Source organism: Streptomyces sp. NPDC007907 (assembly GCF_042959365.1).
GTDB lineage: Bacteria > Actinomycetota > Actinomycetes > Streptomycetales > Streptomycetaceae > Streptomyces > Streptomyces indiaensis.
This window is the reverse complement of sequence record NZ_JBIBKR010000005.1, coordinates 311502-330538: the sequence shown is the minus strand read 5'-3', so window position 1 is coordinate 330538 and position 19037 is coordinate 311502. Positions and strand designations below refer to the sequence as shown.

Annotated in this window: 18 protein-coding genes and 1 pseudogene; 14 read left to right on the top strand and 5 right to left on the bottom strand. The window is 72.7% G+C overall.

From position 1 onward, the window contains the following. Window positions 1-178 precede the first annotated feature (178 nt). Window positions 179-1573 (top strand): DUF5933 domain-containing protein, encoded by a 1395-nt coding sequence (locus tag ACFZDI_RS22225; RefSeq protein ID WP_391252647.1) that lies wholly within the window; start codon window positions 179-181, stop codon window positions 1571-1573. 7 nt (window positions 1574-1580) lie between these two features. Here the strand turns inward: ACFZDI_RS22225 and ACFZDI_RS22220 are convergent, their stop codons facing one another. The 5 genes and pseudogenes from ACFZDI_RS22220 to ACFZDI_RS22200 all read right to left on the bottom strand — a co-directional run bounded on the left by ACFZDI_RS22220 (window position 1581) and on the right by ACFZDI_RS22200 (window position 5353). Next, the gene (locus tag ACFZDI_RS22220; protein WP_234849088.1) at window positions 1581-1988 is read right to left on the bottom strand and encodes an NUDIX domain-containing protein; all 408 of its coding nucleotides are present in this window, start codon (window positions 1986-1988) and stop codon (window positions 1581-1583) included. A gap of 46 nt (window positions 1989-2034) precedes the next feature. Beyond that, a complete protein-coding gene (locus tag ACFZDI_RS22215; protein ID WP_391253225.1) occupies window positions 2035-2703 on the bottom strand; it encodes an HAD-IA family hydrolase in 669 nt (222 codons plus the stop codon). 81 nt (window positions 2704-2784) lie between these two features. Next, window positions 2785-3198 (bottom strand): annotated as a pseudogene (locus ACFZDI_RS22210) (CYTH domain-containing protein); the annotation flags it as partial. Continuing rightward, on the bottom strand, window positions 3198-4514 hold the full coding sequence (locus ACFZDI_RS22205) for an aminotransferase class III-fold pyridoxal phosphate-dependent enzyme (RefSeq protein ID WP_234849089.1): 1317 nt from the start codon (window positions 4512-4514) through the stop codon (window positions 3198-3200). The gene ACFZDI_RS22205 and the pseudogene ACFZDI_RS22210, both read right to left, overlap by 1 nt. After that, the gene (locus tag ACFZDI_RS22200; RefSeq protein ID WP_391252644.1) at window positions 4511-5353 is read right to left on the bottom strand and encodes a formyltransferase family protein; all 843 of its coding nucleotides are present in this window, start codon (window positions 5351-5353) and stop codon (window positions 4511-4513) included. Before ACFZDI_RS22200 ends, ACFZDI_RS22205 begins: the two co-directional genes overlap by 4 nt. Window positions 5354-5772: 419 nt before the next feature. Between ACFZDI_RS22200 and ACFZDI_RS22195 the strand changes: the two genes are divergently transcribed. The 13 genes from ACFZDI_RS22195 (at window position 5773) to ACFZDI_RS22135 (ending at window position 18972) form a co-directional block, all read left to right on the top strand. Beyond that, entirely contained in the window at window positions 5773-6372 is a 600-nt protein-coding gene (locus ACFZDI_RS22195) for a LysE family translocator (protein ID WP_234849091.1), read from the top strand. Between the two features lie 17 nt (window positions 6373-6389). After that, a complete protein-coding gene (locus ACFZDI_RS22190; protein WP_391252642.1) occupies window positions 6390-7307 on the top strand; it encodes a diiron oxygenase in 918 nt (305 codons plus the stop codon). 21 nt (window positions 7308-7328) lie between these two features. Then, window positions 7329-8309 (top strand): ornithine carbamoyltransferase, encoded by a 981-nt coding sequence (locus ACFZDI_RS22185; RefSeq protein ID WP_391252640.1) that lies wholly within the window; start codon window positions 7329-7331, stop codon window positions 8307-8309. Then, window positions 8306-9283: a 2,3-diaminopropionate biosynthesis protein SbnA gene (gene sbnA, locus ACFZDI_RS22180; protein WP_234849094.1), complete on the top strand. Its 978-nt coding sequence runs from the start codon at window positions 8306-8308 to the stop codon at window positions 9281-9283. Before ACFZDI_RS22185 ends, sbnA begins: the two co-directional genes overlap by 4 nt. Before the next feature lie 27 nt (window positions 9284-9310). After that, the gene (gene sbnB / locus ACFZDI_RS22175; protein WP_391252637.1) at window positions 9311-10324 is read left to right on the top strand and encodes a 2,3-diaminopropionate biosynthesis protein SbnB; all 1014 of its coding nucleotides are present in this window, start codon (window positions 9311-9313) and stop codon (window positions 10322-10324) included. Window positions 10325-10354: 30 nt separating this feature from the next. Further along, complete coding sequence (locus ACFZDI_RS22170; RefSeq protein ID WP_391252635.1) at window positions 10355-11044, top strand: 2OG-Fe dioxygenase family protein; 690 nt, start codon at window positions 10355-10357, stop codon at window positions 11042-11044. 20 nt (window positions 11045-11064) lie between these two features. After that, a complete protein-coding gene (locus tag ACFZDI_RS22165) occupies window positions 11065-12150 on the top strand; it encodes an iron-containing redox enzyme family protein (RefSeq protein ID WP_234849098.1) in 1086 nt (361 codons plus the stop codon). Between the two features lie 34 nt (window positions 12151-12184). Then, on the top strand, window positions 12185-13051 hold the full coding sequence (gene dapF / locus ACFZDI_RS22160; protein ID WP_391252633.1) for a diaminopimelate epimerase: 867 nt from the start codon (window positions 12185-12187) through the stop codon (window positions 13049-13051). A 29-nt stretch (window positions 13052-13080) separates the two neighbouring features. After that, the gene (locus ACFZDI_RS22155) at window positions 13081-14133 is read left to right on the top strand and encodes an aminotransferase class I/II-fold pyridoxal phosphate-dependent enzyme (protein ID WP_391252632.1); all 1053 of its coding nucleotides are present in this window, start codon (window positions 13081-13083) and stop codon (window positions 14131-14133) included. After that, window positions 14133-15512 carry a hypothetical protein gene (locus ACFZDI_RS22150; RefSeq protein WP_391252630.1) on the top strand — a complete coding sequence of 460 codons (1380 nt, stop codon included), beginning with the start codon at window positions 14133-14135 and terminating at the stop codon, window positions 15510-15512. Before ACFZDI_RS22155 ends, ACFZDI_RS22150 begins: the two co-directional genes overlap by 1 nt. Next, window positions 15509-16861, top strand: a complete 1353-nt coding sequence (locus ACFZDI_RS22145; protein WP_391252628.1) for an MFS transporter — start codon at window positions 15509-15511, stop codon at window positions 16859-16861. The genes ACFZDI_RS22150 and ACFZDI_RS22145 overlap by 4 nt, the downstream gene beginning before the upstream one ends. Beyond that, on the top strand, window positions 16854-17615 hold the full coding sequence (locus tag ACFZDI_RS22140; RefSeq protein ID WP_234849103.1) for a PIG-L deacetylase family protein: 762 nt from the start codon (window positions 16854-16856) through the stop codon (window positions 17613-17615). The genes ACFZDI_RS22145 and ACFZDI_RS22140 overlap by 8 nt, the downstream gene beginning before the upstream one ends. 82 nt (window positions 17616-17697) lie before the next feature. Further along, on the top strand, window positions 17698-18972 hold the full coding sequence (locus ACFZDI_RS22135) for an ATP-grasp domain-containing protein (RefSeq protein WP_391252626.1): 1275 nt from the start codon (window positions 17698-17700) through the stop codon (window positions 18970-18972). Window positions 18973-19037: the final 65 nt, after the last annotated feature.

Genomic DNA, 19037 nt, shown 5'->3' with positions numbered 1-19037 from the left:
AAAGGGCGGCGCCGGGTGGTGGGCGTGGCCGGATGACGGGGTCGCCGTCCGGCCCCTCCGTTAGCATGTTCGAACTCGCGGTGGTCCCGCCATCGCTCACCATCTACCCAGCCATTCGGATGAATCGGCCAAAAGATTGATACCCAGGGCATCGCGGGTGTTTTCCCGACCAAGTGGCATGTCCGCGGGGGGCGCGTCACGCCACCGGCGTGCGGCGCTGTGGGGTACGGCGGGCGCGGTGGCTCTCGCCTTCCTCGTCGCACTGGAGGTCGCCGCCCGCGGCCACGGCGAGCCCGGACCGCTCACCACCCAGGTGAACGCCCTCGTCTTCGCCCCCAAGCCGGGGCCGCTGTACGGCGGTCTGGCGCTGATGATGGTGGTGCTCACCTGGCGGCAGCGGTTCATCGCGGCCGGCGCCGCGCTGGGGATCGACGCCGTACTCCTGCTGGTGCGCTGGGCGGCCGGCGCCGAGGCCGCCGAGGGCCACTCCCTGGGCACCGGTGCGTTGTGGGTGATGCTCGGGTTCGGGGTCGTCGCCGTCACGCGCCGCACCGGCGCCGAACGCGTCCTGCTGCTGAAGGGCGTCGGCCTGGGCCTGCTGCTGGTGGCGGCCCGCAAGACCGGCGACACCTGGCTGTTCATCACGGCGAAGACCCGCCCGACCGTGCTGGACCAGTACGTGGCGACCGCCGACCACGCGCTGGGCAACCCGTCGTGGCTGGCGGGCCGGATCGTGGAGGCCACGGCGCCGTTCAGCACCCACCTGCTCCAGCTGGTCTACGGCCAGCTGGCGGTGGCCGCGGTCGTCGTCGCCCTCTACCAGCTGCGCGATGTGGTGGTCGAGCGCCGCTTCCCGAGCCATCACCTGGTGCGCACGTTCCTGGTGATCGGCCTTCTCGGGCCGGGCATCTACATGCTCTTCCCGGTGGTCGGACCGGTCTTCGCCTACGGCCCGGGCGCCTCGGGCACCGGCGGCGTGCAGTGGGCGGCGGCGAACCTGTGGCCGCACACGCCGCTGCCGGTCGGCGTCCCCGAGCCGATGACGTACGACGGGATCACGCCGCGCAACTGCATGCCCAGTCTGCACACCGCATGGGCCGTCGCGATTTTCGTCCACACCCGCCGGGCGCCGCGGCTGCTGCGGTTCGCGGGCTCGTTCTGGCTGGTGGTCACCCTCGCCGCGACGCTGGGATTCGGCTACCACTACGGCGTGGACCTCGTCGCCGGGGTGGTCTTCGCCCTCACCATCGAGGCCGCACTCCGCGCGCACGACCGCGGCTGGGACCGGGCGGGCTTCTACCTGGTCGCCTACGGCACGACGCTGTTCGCCGCGCTCCTGCTGTCGTACCGCTACCTGCCGACGCGCATGGCCGCCGTCCCGGAGGTCTCCGGACCTCTCCTGCTCCTGGCGATGGGGTCGGTGATCTACGGCTACACCCGAGTCACCACCCACTGGTCACGACTCCTGACCGCACCCACCCCGGCTGTCCCCGCCCAGATCCGGGCCGAGACACCGAGCGACCACGAGGACCCGGAGACGGACACCGAACACAGAGACACCGTCCCGGGCTGACCCCTGGTCACGCCAGCCGCCCCGCCTCGTGGAGTGCGTCGAATGCCAGGCCGTCGACGGCTGAGACCCGGGTGTGGTCGGTGTAGTGGAACCAGGCCGTTTCGGCGATCTCGCGGGAGGGGGTCAGCCGGCCGTGGTGGTCGGCGGTGTAGCAGATCATCCGGAAGGGGTCGTGATCCGGATGGCCCTCGCCGATCTCGAACGTGCCGAAGTAGACCATGGAGTCGGGGTCGATCGCCGCCCGCAGCTCCTCGTCGATCTCCCGCACGAGCGTCTCGCGGTCGGACTCGCCCTGCTCACGGTGACCGCCGGGGAGGTAGAAGCGGTCTCTGCCGTGACTGCGCGTCACCAGCACCGCCGCGTCGCGGACCAGGACCCACGCCACCTTCTCCGGCACACCGTCGCCTTCGGCCATGGCGGGACCGTACCGGAGGGCTGCCCCGGCTGCCTCCGTCGGCGCCTCACTCGGAGAGTTTCAGCCCCAACTCCACCGCCAGCCCCGCGGTGTCCCGCACCACGCGGGTCGCGGCGGACAGGCGGTCGGCCGGGGTCAGGGCCGCGTAGCCGATGCTGGTCATGCCCGCGGCCGTCGCGGCGTCGACCCCGGGCACGCTGTCCTCGACCACCACCGCGTGGGCGGGGTCGACCCCCATCCGGACCGCCGCGTGCAGGAAGAGATCCGGTGCCGGCTTGCCCCGCGTGACGTCGTCCGCGCAGTACACCCGGTCCTCGAAGAAGGACCCCAGCCCCGTCACGCGCAGGCCGAGGGCGAGCCGGTCCCGGGGCGAGCTCGACGCGACGCAGAAGGGGGTGCCACACCGGGACAGGGCCCGGAGGACGTCCGCCATGCCGGCGACCGGACGCAGGTCCCGCTCGAAGGCCTCGATCAGCCGGGCCCGGTAGTGCTCGGTGAACCCCGTCGGCAGCTCCCGCCCGGTCTCGGCCCTGAGCATGGCCCGCACCCGGTCCAGGGTGCCGCCCATGTAGCGGCGCACACTGTCCTCGTACGAGGTGGGGAACCCTGCCTCCGTGAGCAGCGCCGCCAGGACGCTGTTGGCGATCGGCTCGGAGTCGACGAGCACGCCGTCGTTGTCGAAGATCACCAGCTCCGCGTCGGCGGGGTCCCGCAGCGGTCGCGGCGCGGATGCAGTGACCGTCGCCCATGTGGGGTAGGGACTGCTGTGCAGGGAGGCGTTGTCGAACCGCAGGTCGGTGGTGACCTCCTCGGTGACCCACTCGGGCAGGTCGACCACGTCCGCCGCGTCCTCGGCGTCCAGCTCCGCCAGCACCAGACCGGAGTTGGAGCCGTAGAACTCGTCCACGGTCCAGCCGTCGAACCGCCCGCCCAGATAGTGCCGCCTCTTCAGCACCAACGGCTGTGGACACAGCCGCGCGAGGATCTCCTCGGCGTCCGCGAGCGGCACCGGGTACTCGAACTCGGCCCTGCGCGCCCCGTCGCGGGGGCCCTTGACGGTGAGGACCGCCTCGGTGCCGTCGGTGATCCGCACCCGCACCGCCCGCTCGGGTCCGTCGGACAGGTACCCCTGGCGGACCTCCCGGGTCCGCACCACCGTCTCGCGCCAGCCGCGGCCGACGAGGAACTTCCGCTCCGTCTCCACGCCCATCAGACGATCCCGTTCAGCGCCGTCTCGAAGACCTCGGCGAAGAAGTCCAGTTCGCGTTCGCCGATGACGAGCGGGGGGTGCACGTTGATGACGTCCGGCGCCATCCCGGTCGTCGCGACGAGGACGCCGGCGTCCGGGTGCCCGGACCGGAACAGGTGCCGCATCCGGCCGGCGTGCGGTCCGGTGAGGACGATGCGCGCGGTGCCGCCCATCGCGTCGACACCCCGCACGAGGTCCGGATGGCGCGCGGCGACCTCGGTGAGCCGGTCGCGCATGGCCTCCTCCAGCCGCAGGACGTCCTTGTCGACCGTGGTCCACCGCTCCCAGCGGTCCAGCACCGTGTCGACGACGGCGAGGGCGCTCGGGATGCCGATGTACGTGGAGGAGTGGCTGCCCGGCCGGTATCGCTCGGGGCTGCCCAGCGGCTCGCGGGACCACACCATGCTCAGCGCCGCACCGCCGTTGGCCAGGCCCTTGCTGGTGACCACGATGTCCGGGGTCACCCCGGAGCGCTGGAACCCCCAGCGCGGCCCCACCCGGTGCATGCCGGTGAAGATCTCGTCCGCGATGACCACCGCCCCCTGCTCCCGGGCGTGGTCCACGGCGGCGCGCAGCAGTTCGTGGTCGGGTTCCACCATGCCGCCCACGTTCTGGACGGACTCGAAGACGAACGCCGACACCTTCCGGCCGAAGTCCCGCCCCCCGACGCCGCTCAGCTCGGAACCCCACCGGGTGACGGCCTCACGGCAGCCCGGCCCGCAGCCGGCTCCCGCCACGGCGTGCGGGCACCGCTGGGAGTCCGGGCTCGGGAGCCGGACCACCTCCAGCCCCCACGCGGCGAGCAACTCCCGGTAGCGCGGGCTGGAACTGAGCATGCTGGTCACGCCGGAGCGGCCGTGGAAGGCGCCCTCGAAGACGACGATAGTGCCCGGGCCGTTCGCGGCGAACGCGATGCGCAGGGCCGTCTCCATGGCCTGGGCCCCGCCGAGGTCCAGCTCCACCCGGCCGGGCGTGCCCAGCACCTCGGACACGAGCGGTTCCAGCCGGGAGAGCACCTTGAGCCGCAGCTCGGACTCGGCGAACGAGGGCAGGGCGGGCAGCTGCTCGCAGCGCCGCATCGCCTCTTGCAGCAGGGTGGCGTCGTAGCCGAAGGCGACGGTGCCGTTGGCGGCCTCCGCGTCGAGGTAGCGGCGCCCGTCGTGCGCGGTCAGCCAGCTGCCCGAACCGGAGACGAACCGGGGGACGTCGGGTTCGCGGTAGACCAGGTTGCCCGCCCCGGCGTAGGAGGGGATGCGCTCGTCGGCGAGGTCGGTCATGAAAGGGGCTCCCCGGTCAGTCGCCGTCCGCCGAGCTCGGTCGGCTCTCCGTCCACCACCACGACCCGGCTGCCGTCGCGGTGCCGCTGCTCCGACAGGGCGAGCCGCCCCGCCGCGAATGCCTCCACCGACCACCGCAGACACGGCCGGTCGCTGAGGCTCTTCTGCTTCATCTCCTGCACCTCGGCGTCCTCGGCGGTCGGCCGCCGTCCCTCGACGGGCACCTCCGGGCCCATCGCGAGGATCGCGCCGCCGTCCCGGGTGCCGTCGACGAGGAAGCAGGAGGTGCGGGTCGTCTCGCGGCCCGCCGCCATCGCGAGCCGCACGGGGTCCTTGCCCGTGAACCGCCTGTGGCCCTCCTCGTCCAGGACCGACAGGTCGGCCGGGTGCTGGTTGATCATGCGTCCCCGGTAGCGGTCGAGCAGCCGGCCGTCGATCCAGCGGTGGTAGGCGAGGACGACCAGATCCAGCTCGCCGTTGTCCCGCTCCCAGCCGGCGATCCGCCCGTCCAGCGCGTCGTGCCACTGGCGGGCCCGGTCCCGGTAGGCCTCGCGGCCCGCCCGGTCGACGGCGGCCGACGCCGTTCCGCAGACGCGGTCGAAGTCGCCCGGCCACGCCTCGACCCCGGCCTGCCGTGCCACGTCCAGGGCCTTGACCCGCTCCGCGTGCGAGGCGACGAGACAGACCCGGAACTCCTCGGGCCGTGTCCGTTGCAGGTCGAGCAGCGTGGTGAGATTGGCGCCGGTGGCGGAGACCAGGACGCCGATGCGCAGCGGCCCGGCCGCCGAACGACGGCCCAGGGGCGTCAGGGCGGCGCCGGTCGGAGTGGGTGCGGACAAGAGCACTCCGTCTCTGTTCTCTCGGGCCCCGAAGACGTTCGCGGCGGTTGCGACATGACTCGCTCCACTGTGGGAGCCCGCCGGCCGACCCGTCCACGGCCTGTGCGGCTCATTTCCCTGCACTGCAGGGAGATGATGGCCGCGGGGCTGGAGTTGTTGAACGGTGATAGGTGATGCTCGAAACCGGGCCACAGAGCCTGTACTACCCGGAAATCCCGTACCAACTGGCAATTCCAGAAAGCAGGAGGCCGAAAATGTCCTCGCTCATTCGTGACATGTTCTCTCTCGAGCGTTGCGGGCAGGCCCCCGACATTCGTTGGGACTGATTTCTCTCCCGGCCTGCCTGCTGAATTCGGCCTACCTGGCAGTGGATCCCATTGATTGACATCTCAGGGTACGTGGCAGTCGCAGGTCTCTTGGTGATCATTCCTGGAGCCGACACGCTGGTCGTGGTGCGCAACACGCTGAACGGTGACTTCAGGAGCGCGGTCCGCACCACCGTGGGTGTGTGCGCGGGGCTGGTCGCCTGGGCCCTGATGTCGTCCATCGGGCTCGCGACCGCCCTGGCCGCGTCGCCGACACTGTTCAACCTGCTCAGAGCCGCCGGTGCCGCCTATCTGGTGTATCTCGGCGTGCAGGCGCTCGTGGCGGCACGCCGGACCGGGACACCGGACGCGGCCCGCCAGACCGGGCGGGAGGCGCCGCCCGCGCGCTCCGGAAGGGACTGGCGCCAAGGCGCGCTGACCAGTCTGGGAAACCCGAAGGTCGGCGTCTTCTACACCTCCCTGCTGCCGCAGTTCATTCCGGCGGACGGGTCGTCCCTTTCCTCCTCGCTGCTCCTGGCGGCCATTCATGTCGCCCTGAGTTTCCTCTCCCTGCTCGCGTACGCGGCGATCGTCGCCCGCATGGGGGACGTGTTCCGCAAGGACGGATGGCGCCGCGTCCTGGAGACGGTCGCGGGGGCGGCCCTGGTCGCCGTCGGACTGTGGCTGATGGCCTCCGCGGTCACGGGAATCTAGACATCAGGAGAGCTGAGATGAAGTCGCCGCTGGACGGCTGGTACGACAAGGCCGGGGTGCGGACCGACCCGCGGCGGGTCATGGCACGGGAACTGGAGGAGGGCAAGACCCTCTTCCCGCACACACTCATCCCGTACCTGGACCATCCCCTCGTGGCCGCCCTGGAGCCCGAGGAGCGGTACCGGATGACCGCACGGCACCTGTACCAGTACATGCAGTTCACGATGCACTTCGAGACGAGTGTGGTGAACCGGGCGGCCGAGCGCATCGCGAACGGCACGTCGGGCCTGCCGCTGCCGGCGGCGACGCGGCTGGACGCCTACAAGATCTACTGCGACGAGGCCTATCACGCCCTGTACAGCCTGGACGTGGTGGAGCAGGTGAGCGGTGCGACCGGCGTCGCGGTGCCCGACTACGACTTCGCCCCGTTCCTCGAACGCCTCGACGGCCTCGGGGCCTCGGTCATGCCCGGCGAGACGGTCCTCGTCCAACTGCTGCAGGTGGTCGTCTTCGAGACGCTGGTCACCTCGATCCTGAAGGACATCCCCAAGGACCAGACGGTGGTCGGCACCGTACGGGAGGTCGTGCGGGACCACGCCCAGGACGAGGGACGCCACCACGCGTACTTCGCGGCGTTCTTCAAGGAGCTCTGGCACGACCTGAGCCCCGCTCTGCGGGAGCGGGCGTCGCGCTGTCTGCCGGAACTGGTCAGCCGCAGCCTGACGCCCGACCTGGTGCCGGTGCGCGGCTCCCTCCGGGCGGCGGGACTGGACGAGGCGGCGGTGAGCGAGGTCCTCGCCGACGTCTACGCCCCGGACAAGACCCGGGACGGCATCCGGGCCAGTGCCCGGCACACCTTTCAACTCTTCGAATCGGTGGGCGTGTTGGACGTTCCGGGTGCACGGGACTCCTTCATGTCCGCCGGGTTGCTGTGACGACGGACACGGGAGAAGGACATGACCGCAGAGAGCCGTTCCCTCCTGGGAACACCCGAGAGCGTCCCCGAGACGGGCGTCTTCTCGCTGTCCGAGCTGGACGGCAAACACCTCGACGCCCTGGTGCGCCGGTCCTGCGACTTCTTCGCCGACCGCGGCGACCACGACCGCCCGCTGCGGGACACCATCGCGGGCATCCTGTTCACCAAGACCTCCACCCGGACCCGCACGGCCTTCACGACCGCCGCGCTCCGGCTGGGTGCCCAGGTCATCAGCTACGGCCCGCACGACCTCCAGCTGGAGACCGGTGAGTCCCTGGAGGACACCGGCCGGGTCTTCGGGCGGATGCTGGACCTGCTGGTCGCGCGGACCGCGGGCCCCGTCGAGCAGCTGCGCACCCTGTCCCGCTACGGCGGGATCCCCGTGGTCAACGCCATGGGGCAGGAGGAGCACCCCACCCAGGGCGTCTGCGACCTGGCCACCATCAACCTGCACTTCGGCGCCGTCGAGGGCGTCAAGGTGCTGTACGTCGGCGAGGGCAACAACAGTGCCGTCGCGCTGGCGCACGGCCTGGCCCACTACCCGGGGACGGAGCTGACGCTGCTCACCCCGCCCGGCTACGGCGTGCCCGAGCACGAGCTGGCCGCGGCCCGGAGCAGGGCCGGGGCCAACGGCTCCGTACTGCGCCAGACGCACTCCCTCGACGAGGCGCCGGACGCCGTCGACGTGGTGTACACGACGCGCTGGCAGACGACGGGCACCTCGAAGCCGGACGCCGACTGGCGGGAGCTCTTCCGTCCCTACTACATCGACGAGGCGTTCATGGGCCGCAGGCCCGGGGCCGTCCTCATGCACGACCTGCCGGCGCACCGCGGCGACGAGATCTCCGCGGGTATGCTGGAGGGCGAGCGCACCCTCGCCTGGACGCAGGCGGAGATGAAGCTGACCAGCGCCATGGCCGTCCTCGAGTCGCTGGCGACCGCGCGCCGGGACAGCGCATGATCAAGGACTGCGTGTACGACGTCGTCACCGACGACGTGTTCCTGCGGTTCCCCGACGTCCTGCCGGGCAGCGAGCTGTTCCTGAAGCTGGAGGGGCTGAACCCGGCGGGCTCGGTGAAGCTCAAGACCGCGGTCGGGCTGATCGAGGACGCCGAGCGGCGCGGGCTGCTCGGCGCCGGGGGACAGGTCGTGGAGTCCTCGTCGGGCAACCTCGGGGTCGCCCTGGCGGTGGTCTGCGCCGCGAAGGGCTACGACTTCACCTGCGTCACCGACGTCAACGCCTCACCGCACAGCGTCGCGCTGATGCGGGCCCTGCACGCGAACGTCGTCCTGGTCGACGAGCGGGACGCCAACGGCGGCTTCCTCGGGACGCGCATCGCGCTGATCCGGCGGATGCTGGCCGAGGACCCGGCGCTGGTGTGGCTCAACCAGTACGCCAACCCGGCCAACCCGCGCGTCCACGCCACGCACACGGCCGTGTCCATCCTCGCCGAACTCGGCAGGGTGGACTACCTGTTCGTCGGCGCCGGCACGACGGGCACCCTGACCGGATGCGCCTCCCACTTCCGTGAGGCCTCGCCCCGCACCCGGATCATCGCCGTCGACAGCGTCGGCTCGGTCACCTTCGGCGGCCGGCCCGGGCCGCGCCATCTGCCCGGCCTCGGCACCAGCCGCGTGCCGGAGATCAGCCGCACCGACCTGATCGACGAGATCATGCTGGTGGAGGAGGCGGAGGCGGTGAAGGCCTGCCGGATGCTCGCCCGGCGGCACGGCCTGCTGGTGGGCGGCTCCAGCGGATCGGTGTTCTCGGCGGTCCAGAGCCGGGCCCTGGACATTCCCGCCGGTTCCCGGGTGGTGGCCGTGGCGCCCGACATGGGCGAGCGCTACCTCGGCACCGTGTACGACGACGACTGGGTCGCCGCGCGATTCGGCGTCGACCCCGTTTCCCAGCTTCCGGCCGTGATGGGCCGATGAAACTCCGTGAACTCTTGGGGGAACCTCATGTTCGGATTCGATGTAGTCAGCGGTACGGTCGCCCGCGAGGTGATCTCCGAATCGCGCAAAGAACTGATCGGTATCGTCCGGGACGCCTATCTGGCCCATGAGGGCGGGGACTCGGTCAACCCGAACAGCTATTTCCTGCGCTTTCCCGAGAAGCCCTCGGCGCGGATCATCGCGCTCCCCGCCTATCTCGGCGGCGGCTACGACGTGGCCGGCATCAAATGGATCGCGAGCTTCCCCGAGAACGTCGAGCGCAACGTGCCCAGGGCGTCCGCCGTCCTGCTGCTGAACGACTACGCCACGGGATACCCCTTCGCCTGCCTGGAGGCGTCCCAGATCAGCGCCGCCCGCACCGCGGCGTCCTGCGTGCTGGGCGCCGCGCAGCTGCACGGCTCCTCCCGCGCCGCCCGGATCGCCGTCGTCGGGGCGGGCGTCATCGCCCGCAACATCCTGGACTTCTTCGTCGCGGGCGGCTGGGACATCGGGCAGTTCGCCCTGTACGACCAGGTGCCCGGCTACGCCGACGCGCTGGTGTCGTACGCCCGCGAGACGCTGGGCACCGGGGCGGAGCGCACGGACAGCCTGGAGTCCGCCGTGAAGGGCGCCGACCTGGTGGTGCTGGCGACGACGGCCGGCACCCCCTACATCACCGACCCGCACCTCTTCGAGCCGGGCCAGGTGGTGCTGAACATCTCCCTGCGCGACATCGCACCCGAGATCATCCTGGGCGCGCACAACGTGGTCGACGACGTCGACCACTGCCTGACCGCCAACACCTCCGTGCACCTGGCGGAACAGAGCTGCGGCCACCGCGACTTCGTCGACGGGACCCTGGCCCAGGTGATCGAGGGAAAGGTCCGGCCGGGCGACGGCAAGCCGCGCATCTTCTCCCCCTTCGGCCTCGGCGTCCTCGATCTGGCCGTGGGCTCCTTCGTCTACCGCAACGCGGTGGAGTCGGGCCGTACGACGGGCATCGACGGGTTCTTCGCCGAGACCGAGCGGTGGCAGAAGTGACCCACCTCCCCGACGACGCGAAGGACTGTCATGCCGCTCGGCGCTGAAGGTTTCTCCCTGATCGAACTGCCGCCGGTCACGACGCAGTTGCTGGCGACGTACGACGAGCTGCCGGTCGACCCCTACATGGGGCACGGAACCCGGTACAAGAAGTTCTCGCAGTACCGGCTGACGGCGTCGCCCGACGGCGGGTGGAGCTTCGGGCTGCTGCCGCACCGGGACTACACCGCGTTCAAGAAGTTCAACCCGGTCGGCGGCGGCATGCGCCGCACGTACCCGCCCCTCGACGCGGACTTCACCCCCCTCATCGCCGTGGGCGCCCGGGAGATCGGGCTGGACCGGAATGAGGACTGGCAGATCAACGTGCACCAGAACCGCAGCCGCGCGGAGCGGGGCCGGCCCGGTCCGCTCACGCCGGAGGGGGTGCACCACGACGGGCACGAGTTCGTCATGATCGGCGTCCTGCGCCGGGAAGGGGTCACGGGCGGCGAGACGCGGCTGTGGAACCCCGGGGACGAGAAGCCCTTCTGGAACGGCACGCTGGAGCCCGGCCGGGCGGTCCTCCTCGACGACCGGCGGATCGCCCACGACGTGACGGACATCGTCGCCACCGGGGAACGGCCCGGCCACCGCGACATCTTCATCGTCGCCTTCTCGCGCTGGAGCGAGAAGTGGTACGGCGACGAGCACGACGCGGCAGCGCTCGACGACGAGAACTGACAGGACGGACGGCACTCCACATGTACACGGCATCCCACCACAGCTGTACCGACGGCAAGAACGTGCTCGCCGAGGGCGTGCTGGCGGTCCTGCGCGACCTGGAACACCGCTCCGCCGACGAGTTGCTCCGGATGTCCGACGACTACGGTTTCCGCGCCGACCTCGCCGCGGCGTGCCACGCGCTGACGAGCCGCGCCTACGACGACGGCGACCGGGCGGCCCTGGAGGAGGTGCACGGCGCGCTGGCCCTGATATACGACCGCGAGTTCTCCGCCCGCCCCGTCCAGGAGTCGGACCACGAACGCGAGCCGATCCTGCGGGACGTGGCGGCCGTCCTGGAGCGGGCCGTGCTCGGCCACGAGCTCCGGCGGATCCCGGAGTCGAGCGTCACCGGCCACCCCGAGTCGGGCCCGGAGTACGTCCGCTGGCTGAAGGCGGTGATCAGCGACCACCCGGCCGGCTGGCACCCCCTCTACCACCGGCATCTCGCCGAGCACGGCAGCACGGACGACCTGCGCCTGCTGCTCGCCCAGGAGACCAGCCTCGACCCGCGCTTCGACGACATCCTGGCCCTCCTCCAGATCGGCCGGCACGGCGCCGAGAAGATGGAGATCGCCGCCAACTACTGGGACGAGATGGGCAACGGCGAGCCCGCCGGGGTGCACACCACCCTCTTCTCGCAGGCGCTGGAGGCGATCGGCGCCGACTCCGCGTACATACGCCGCGAGTTCCTGCTGGAAGCGGGGATCTCCGGCAACATCTCGGCCTGCCTCGCCCTCTCCCGCCGCCACTACCACAAGGCCGTCGGCTACTTCGGCGTCACCGAGTACCTGGCACCGCGCCGGTTCCGCTGCGTGGTCGACGCCTGGCGGCGCCACGACCTGGACGAGGTCGGCATCGTCTACCACGACCTGCACATCGGGGTGGACGCCGGACACGCCGCCGGCTGGTTCAAGAACGTGATCGGCCCGCTGGTGAGCGCCGATCCGGCAGCGGGACGCGACATCGCCCTCGGCGCGATGATCCGGCTCAACACCTCCCGGGACTACCTCGACACGCTGCTGGAACGCATGCGTGCCGGCGCCCCGGTCCCGACCGGCGTCTGAGCGGGCGCCGGTGAACGGGGGAGCCTTCCCGGCCATGGACTTCGCCAAGTACGAGGCGCTGGGCAACGACTACATCGTCATCGACCCGAGCGGCACGGGCTTCGTGCCGCTGCCCGAGCACGTCCGGCTGGCGTGCGACCGCCACCACGGCCTGGGCGGGGACGGTCTGCTGTACGGACCGATGCCGGCCGAGGAGGGCTTCCGGCTGCTCACCTTCAACGCGGACGGCTCCGAGTGCCCGCAGAGCGGCAACGGCCTGCGGATCTTCGCCCGGTACCTGCGCGAGTCCGGACACACGGAGGCGGACACCTTCACACTGCACTCGTCCGCCGGCCCCGTCACCGTCCGGGTGCTCGACCTCGACGCGGGCACGGTCAGCGCCGAGCTCGGCACGGCCTCGCTGGACAGCCGCGCCGTCGGGGCGGCCGGCCCCGCCCGCACCCTGCTGCGCGAGCCCCTGCTCGCCGCCGGGGAACGGTGGGAGGTCACCTGCGTGCGGCTCGGCAGCCCGCACTGCGTGATCCCCGTACCCGGCCGGAACGCCGACGAGGCCCTGGCCCGTACGGTCGGCGCGGCCGTGCGCGACCACGCGCTGTTCCCGGACCGGATCAACGTCGCACTGCTCGACGTGATCGACCGGGAGACCCTCCGGATCGAGATCTTCGAGCGGGGCGCCGGGTACACCCTCGCCTCCGGCAGCAGCGCCTGTGCCGCCGCCGTCGCCGCGCACGCCCTGGGCCTCACCGGCTCACGGGTCACCGTCCGCATGCCCGGGGGAGAGGTCGAGGCCGGCATCGGCGAGGACGGCACCGTCACCCTCACCGGCGTGGTCCGCTCGGTGCTGCGCGGCCGCTGGGCGGCGGGCCTCGGGCGGCGGCTGGCCGAGGGGGCGCTCGCGTGAGGCGGGCCCGCCCGGGAACCGGGTACCCGATGCGCCGCTGGGTCTTCGAGGACGCCAGGGGCCGTTACGACATCGACCTCGGCGACAGCCACGTCGACTGCTCCACCGTCGGCGACCTGCCGTGGCCGGCCGACCTGGTCCTGGACTACGGCACCGACGCCGGCGGCGACCGGCTCCGCTCGCTCGTCGCGGACGGCTACGGCCGGGACGTCGGCCACGTGGGCATCACCCACGGGGCCCAGGAGGCCCTGTACCTCCTCTACCAGGCGCTGCTGCGGCCCGGTGACCACGTCGTGGTCTTCACCCCGGGCTGGCAGCAGGCCCGCGCGGTGCCCGAGGCGCTCGGGTGCGAGGTCTCGTGCGTGGGCCTGACGGCCGACGGCCGCCCCGACGTGGCGGCCGCAACCGGGCTGATCGGACCGCGCACCAGGGTGGTCGTGCTCAACTCGCCCTGCAATCCGAGCGGACGACGACTCGCCGACGACGACACGGAACCCCTGCTGGCCGCGCTGCGCCGGCACGGCGGGCACCTGCTGCTGGACGAGGAGTACGTGGCCGACCTCGCCGCCGACTCGCTGCTCGGCCGCTACGAGCGGGCGGTGTCCGTCTCCAGCCTCTCCAAGGTCTACGGCTTCCCCGGGCTGCGGACGGGCTGGATGTGCGGTCCCCCGGAGCTGGTGCGTGCCGCGATGGAGCTCAAGCACCTCACCACCATCTCCAACTCGGTGCTCACCGAGCGGCTGGCCGCCGAGGTCCTGGAGCGCCGTGAGCACTACCTGGAGCGGTACCGGACGCTGACCTCGGACGGATACCGGGTCCTGCGCGCCTGGGCGGCCGGGCACGAGGGCGCGGTGCGCGTCATGGAACCCGAGGGGACGCCGTTCGCCTGGCTCTCGCTGCACACCGGCGAGACATCGCTCGCGCTGGGCCGGCGCGTCCTGGACCGGGGCCGCGTCCTGCTCATGCCCGCCGAGGTCTTCGACAGCGAACAGGGCCTGCGGGTCACCTTCGCGCGCGAGGAGTCCGTGCTGCGCGAGGGGCTGGACCGGCTCGGTGCGCTGCTCCACGACCGGAGCGGCTGATGGGAGGCGTGGGAAGGGCCCGCCGGACGGACATGGCCGGCGGGGACGAGCCCGTGGCCCTGGCGACCGGGCCGGCCGGCGACGCCCAGGACGCCCGCGCGGCCGCCGCGCTGTTCGACGGTGTCCACGGCGCCGACGGTCCGTGGCGGCCGGTGCGTCCCCTGCTGCTGCCCGCCGACGACCACCGCAGGACGGCGGACCTGTCCGCCCGCGCCGCCCGGCTGGTGCTGGACGCCGCCCTGCGCCGGGCCCGCACCGCCGGCGAACTGCTGGCGGCGCTCGGCTCCCGGCCCGAGGCGTTCCCCCTGCTCGACCACGACGCCCCGCTCGGCGGGCACCTGCTGGCCGCGATCCGCCCGGACATCCTGATGGAGCGCGGCACGCCCCGGTTCGTCGAACTCAACATCGACAGCGCCCTGGGCGGCGTGCTCCAGGCCGACCTGGTCCCGGACCGCTTCCTGCGGCACTACCGGCGTACACCGCTGCCCGGCGGGCCCGCGCTCACCGCACCACCGTCGGCGGTCGAGGCCCGGGCCGGGGCCCTGCGGTCCTTCCTCGCGCTGCCCGCGGGCGCCTCCGTCCTCCTCCCGCACTACCGGGTGGGCAACCTGCCGGGGCTGGCCGAGGACCCCGCCCGGTTCGCCGCGTGGCTCGCGCCCGTCTTCCGCAGCGCCCGGCGTCACGGCATCGAGCTGTTCAGCCACCCGCTGGAGGACCTCACCACCGGCCCGGACGGGCGCCTCAGGGCCGGTGACCGCCCGGTGGACGGCGTGTTCCGCTCGTTCGTCAGCCACGGCCAGGGCGCGAGTCCCGGCCTCGCGGCGCTGGCCCGTGCCGTGTCCACGGGCGCCGTGCGGATGTTCACGCCGGAGGCCACCATGCTGCTCACCAACAAGAAGACACTGGCCTGGCTCTGGGAGGACCTGGACCGACTGCCCTCGCGGGAGCGGGAGTTCGTCACCGCGCACATCCCGAGGACGGTCCGGCTGGAGCCGGCCGCGGGCCGAGCCGCCCCGCGCGAGGCCCTGACCGGCCGCTCCGGCCTCGTCCTCAAGCCCGCGGACGGCTTCGGAGGCCGCGGCGTCGTCATCGGGGCGGCAGTGTCCGACGACACCTGGCGCACCGAGGTGCAGCGGGCCGCGCGCGAGGGCGGCCACGTCCTCCAGGAGCACGTCGAACCCGACCGGGTCCGCCTCGGCTTCGTCCACACCCCCAGCGGCGAGGTCACCCACGCCGAGGTCCCCTACGTCCTCGGTCCGTTCCTGTACGGGCTGCGCGCGTCCGGGGTGCTGGTGCGGCACGGCACCCCCTCGGCGGGGCCCGTGCTCACCGCCGGCGCGGGCGTGGTCATGAACAGCGTGCTCCTGGTGGGGGCGTGAGACGGCCCGTGCGTGCCTTCCCGCAACAGCCCGCCACGGCCGCCCCGGCCGACCGGAGCCTCGGCGCTCCCTTCCGGATCTTCCAGGCGTCCGTCCTGGGCTCGAACCTGGCCGACGGCGTCTACCTGGTCACCCTGCCGCTGCTGGCCCTCTCCCTGAGCGGCTCGGCGCTGGTGGTCAGCGCCGTGGGCGTCGCCATGCGGGCACCGTGGCTGCTGCTGATCCTGCCCGCGGGCGTGGTGGTGGACCGCTGCGCGCCGATGGCCGTCATGGACTGGGCGTCGAAGTGCCGCTTCCCGCTGGTCGCCGTGCTCGGCCTGCTCGCCTGGGCGGGGATGCTGCCGGTGTGGGCGCTGGTGGCCGGGGCGTTCCTGATCGCGGCGATGGGGACCTTCGTGGACCTCGCCGCCCAGTCGCTCCTGCCGCGTCTGGTCACCCCCGAGCTGCTGCCCAGGGCCAACGCCAATCTGCAGTCCGGCCAGACCCTCGCGGCGCAGTTCGCGGGCCCGGCCCTCGGCGGTGTCCTCGCCTCGATGCACGGCGTGGGCTTCACCGTCGCGGCCGTGCTCTACGCGGGCGGGCTGATCGGCCTCGCCCTGCTGCACCGCCGGCCGGGCCCGTTCGGGACGCACATCACGCAGACCCTGCCGGCCGCGCCCCGGAAGCCGGGGCCCGCCGGCCGCGGGATCGCGTCGATGGGGCGGGACCTGCGCGAGGGCGCCGCCTACTTCAGACGCCGCCATGACCTGATCGGCCTCGCCGCCGTCGCCGCCACCGGCAACATCGCGTTCGCCGCCACCATGACCATGCTGCCCGTGTGGGTGGTCTCCCCGGGGCGGCTCGGACTGCCGAGTTCGGCCATGGGCGTCATCGCCGCCGCCCCCGCCGTGGGCGGGGTGCTGGCGGGCCTGGTGGCCGCGCGGCTGCTGAAACGCTTCGGCGGACGGGCGGTCCTCGGCTTCTGCGCCCCCGCCGTCGGGCTGTGCCTGGCCGCGATCGCCCTGCCCACCCCGCCGGCCGCGTTCGCCGCGCTGGCCGTCGTCGGAGGGCTGATGGTCCAGCTGAACGTGATGAGCATGTCCCACCGGCAGTCGAGCATCCCGACCGCGCTGTTCGCACGGGTCAACTCCGTCTACCGGTGGATCATCCTCGGCGTCTCGCCCGTCGGAGCCCTGCTCGGCGGTCTCGTCGCACAGCGGTTCGGCACCGCCGCGGTGTTCCTGTCCGGGGGCGCACTGGCCCTGGCCGCGGGCGCCCTGCTGCCCGCCCTGCTCTTCCACCCCGCACCCCAAGGCTGCGACCGCCTTGCGGACCCCCGACCCACCGACGAGGAACTGACCCATGACTGAACAGCTCCAGGAGTTTCCCACCGACTGGACGCGGGCCCTGGCCATCGTCGCGCACCCCGACGACGTCGAGTACTCGGCCGCCGCCGCCGTCGCGACCTGGGTCGACGAGGGCAAGGAGGTCGTCTACCTGATGGCGAGCCGGGGCGAGTGCGGGATCGACGGCCTGGACCCCGAGAAGGCGGCGCCGATCAGGGAGCGGGAGCAGCGCGCGAGCGCCGCGGTCGCCGGCGTGCGGCAGGTGGAGTTCCTCGACCACCCCGACGGGCTGATCGAGTACGGCACCGCCCTGCGCCGGGACCTCACGCTCGCGGTGCGCCGGCACCGCCCGGAGCTGGTCTTCACCCTCAACCACCACGACCACTGGCGCGGTGTCTCGTGGAACACCCCGGACCACCGCAACGTCGGCCGGGCCGCCCTCGACGCGGCGGCCGACGCCGCCAACCGGTACCTGTTCCCCGAGGAGGGCCTGGAGCCCTGGGAGGGGGTGCGCTGGCAGGCGGTGGCCGGATCCCCGTACCCCACGCACGCCGTGGACGTCACCTGGGCGGTGGAGCGCGGCGTCCGGGCGGTGCTGGAGCACGCCACCTACCTCCAAGCGCTGACCGACGAGGAGCCGGAGGCCTACGTCCGGGGCTTCCTGGGCCGCAACCTCGCCGCCGCCGGAGCGCGGTTCGGCGGCCGGCCGGCGGTGTCCTTCGAGGTCTTCCACCGCGACCCGTACCGGGTGCGCGCCGGCGAGGTCCACTACCGCTGAGCCCCGCCCGCCCCGCTCCCCGTCCGCCCCGCCACCCGCCCCCTCCCGCCCCGACCCGGGACCGACCGTAGGGACACCGTTCGTGCACCTCGCCATCGTCGACGTCAATCCCCCCGCGGTGCAGGCCGTACGGCTCGCCAAGGAGGCGGGCCACCGGGTGACGTTCCTGCAGCCGGCGCTGACCCAGTACGCGCTCACCGGCGAGACGCTGAAGGCCGTGCGGTCGGTGGACCGGCTGATCGACGGGATCGACACGACAGACCCCGTCGCCGTGCTCGAAGCGCTGGAGAAATGCCACGCCGAGGCGCCGATCGACGTGGCGGTGACGTTCCAGGAGCTGGCCGCCGAAGCGGTGGCCGCCGCCTGCCGGAGCCTCGGACTGCGCGGCACGGCGCCCGACGCGGTGTTCACCGCCCGGCGCAAGGACCGGTGCCGGGCGGCGCTCGAGGCCGCGGGGGCGGCGTCCGCCCGCTGGGCGCTCGCGCTCGACGTGGACGAGGCGCTGGAGGCCGCCGGGCGCATCGGCTACCCGGTCGTGATCAAGCCGACGTCCGGCAGCGCCAGCCTGCTCTCGCACGTGGCGGACGACCCGCGGCAGGCGGCGGCCGCCTGCCGGAACGTGCTGACCGGCACCGACGGGGTTCCGGCGCACTGGCGGGCCCAGTTCGCGCGGGGCGTCCTGGTGGAGGAGAAGCTGACGGGCAGGCTGGTCTCGGTGGAGATCGGCGCCCGGCGGGGCGAGTTCTTCCCGTTCTGCGTCACCGGCCGCTTCCGCGCACCGGAGAACGAGGTGGTCGAACTGGGCTCGTGCGTCCCCGCGGGACTCTCACCGCGGGAGAGCGCCGACTGCGTCGCCTACGCCGAGGAGGTCTGCCTTGCCATCGGAGCCGACCAGGGGATCTTCCACCTGGAGGTGATGCTGACCGAACGCGGGCCGGTGCTGGTCGAGTTCAACCCGCGGATCATGGGAGGCGGCCTGCCGCACGCCTACCGGCACGCCACCGGGCAGGACATCTACGCGTCCTGGCTCCAGCTCATGACCGGGGAACCGGTCGACGTCCCCGGCGAGATCACCGGCTGCACCGCCGTGTTCGCGGTCGTCCCCCGGGACGGCGGACGGCTGTCCGGCACGGCCTGCCTCACGCCGCTCGACGGGCAGGACGACATCCTGGAGGTCATCGGGTTCGACGCCTACCGGACCGGCCCGGGCGAGAGCGTCGCCCCCGGCCAGGCCGTCGCCCGCTTCATCCTGCGCGCCGAGAACCGCCGGGCCGCGGTGGGCAGGGCCGAGGAGCTGCTGGGCCGGCTGGAGGGCACGCTGGGCGTCCGGCTGATGACCGGCGACCTGGACGCCTGAACCACCGGCCCCGTCCCGCGTGCGGCGGCGAGAGGCACCGGGCGGCCGGGCGCCTGAACCACGGG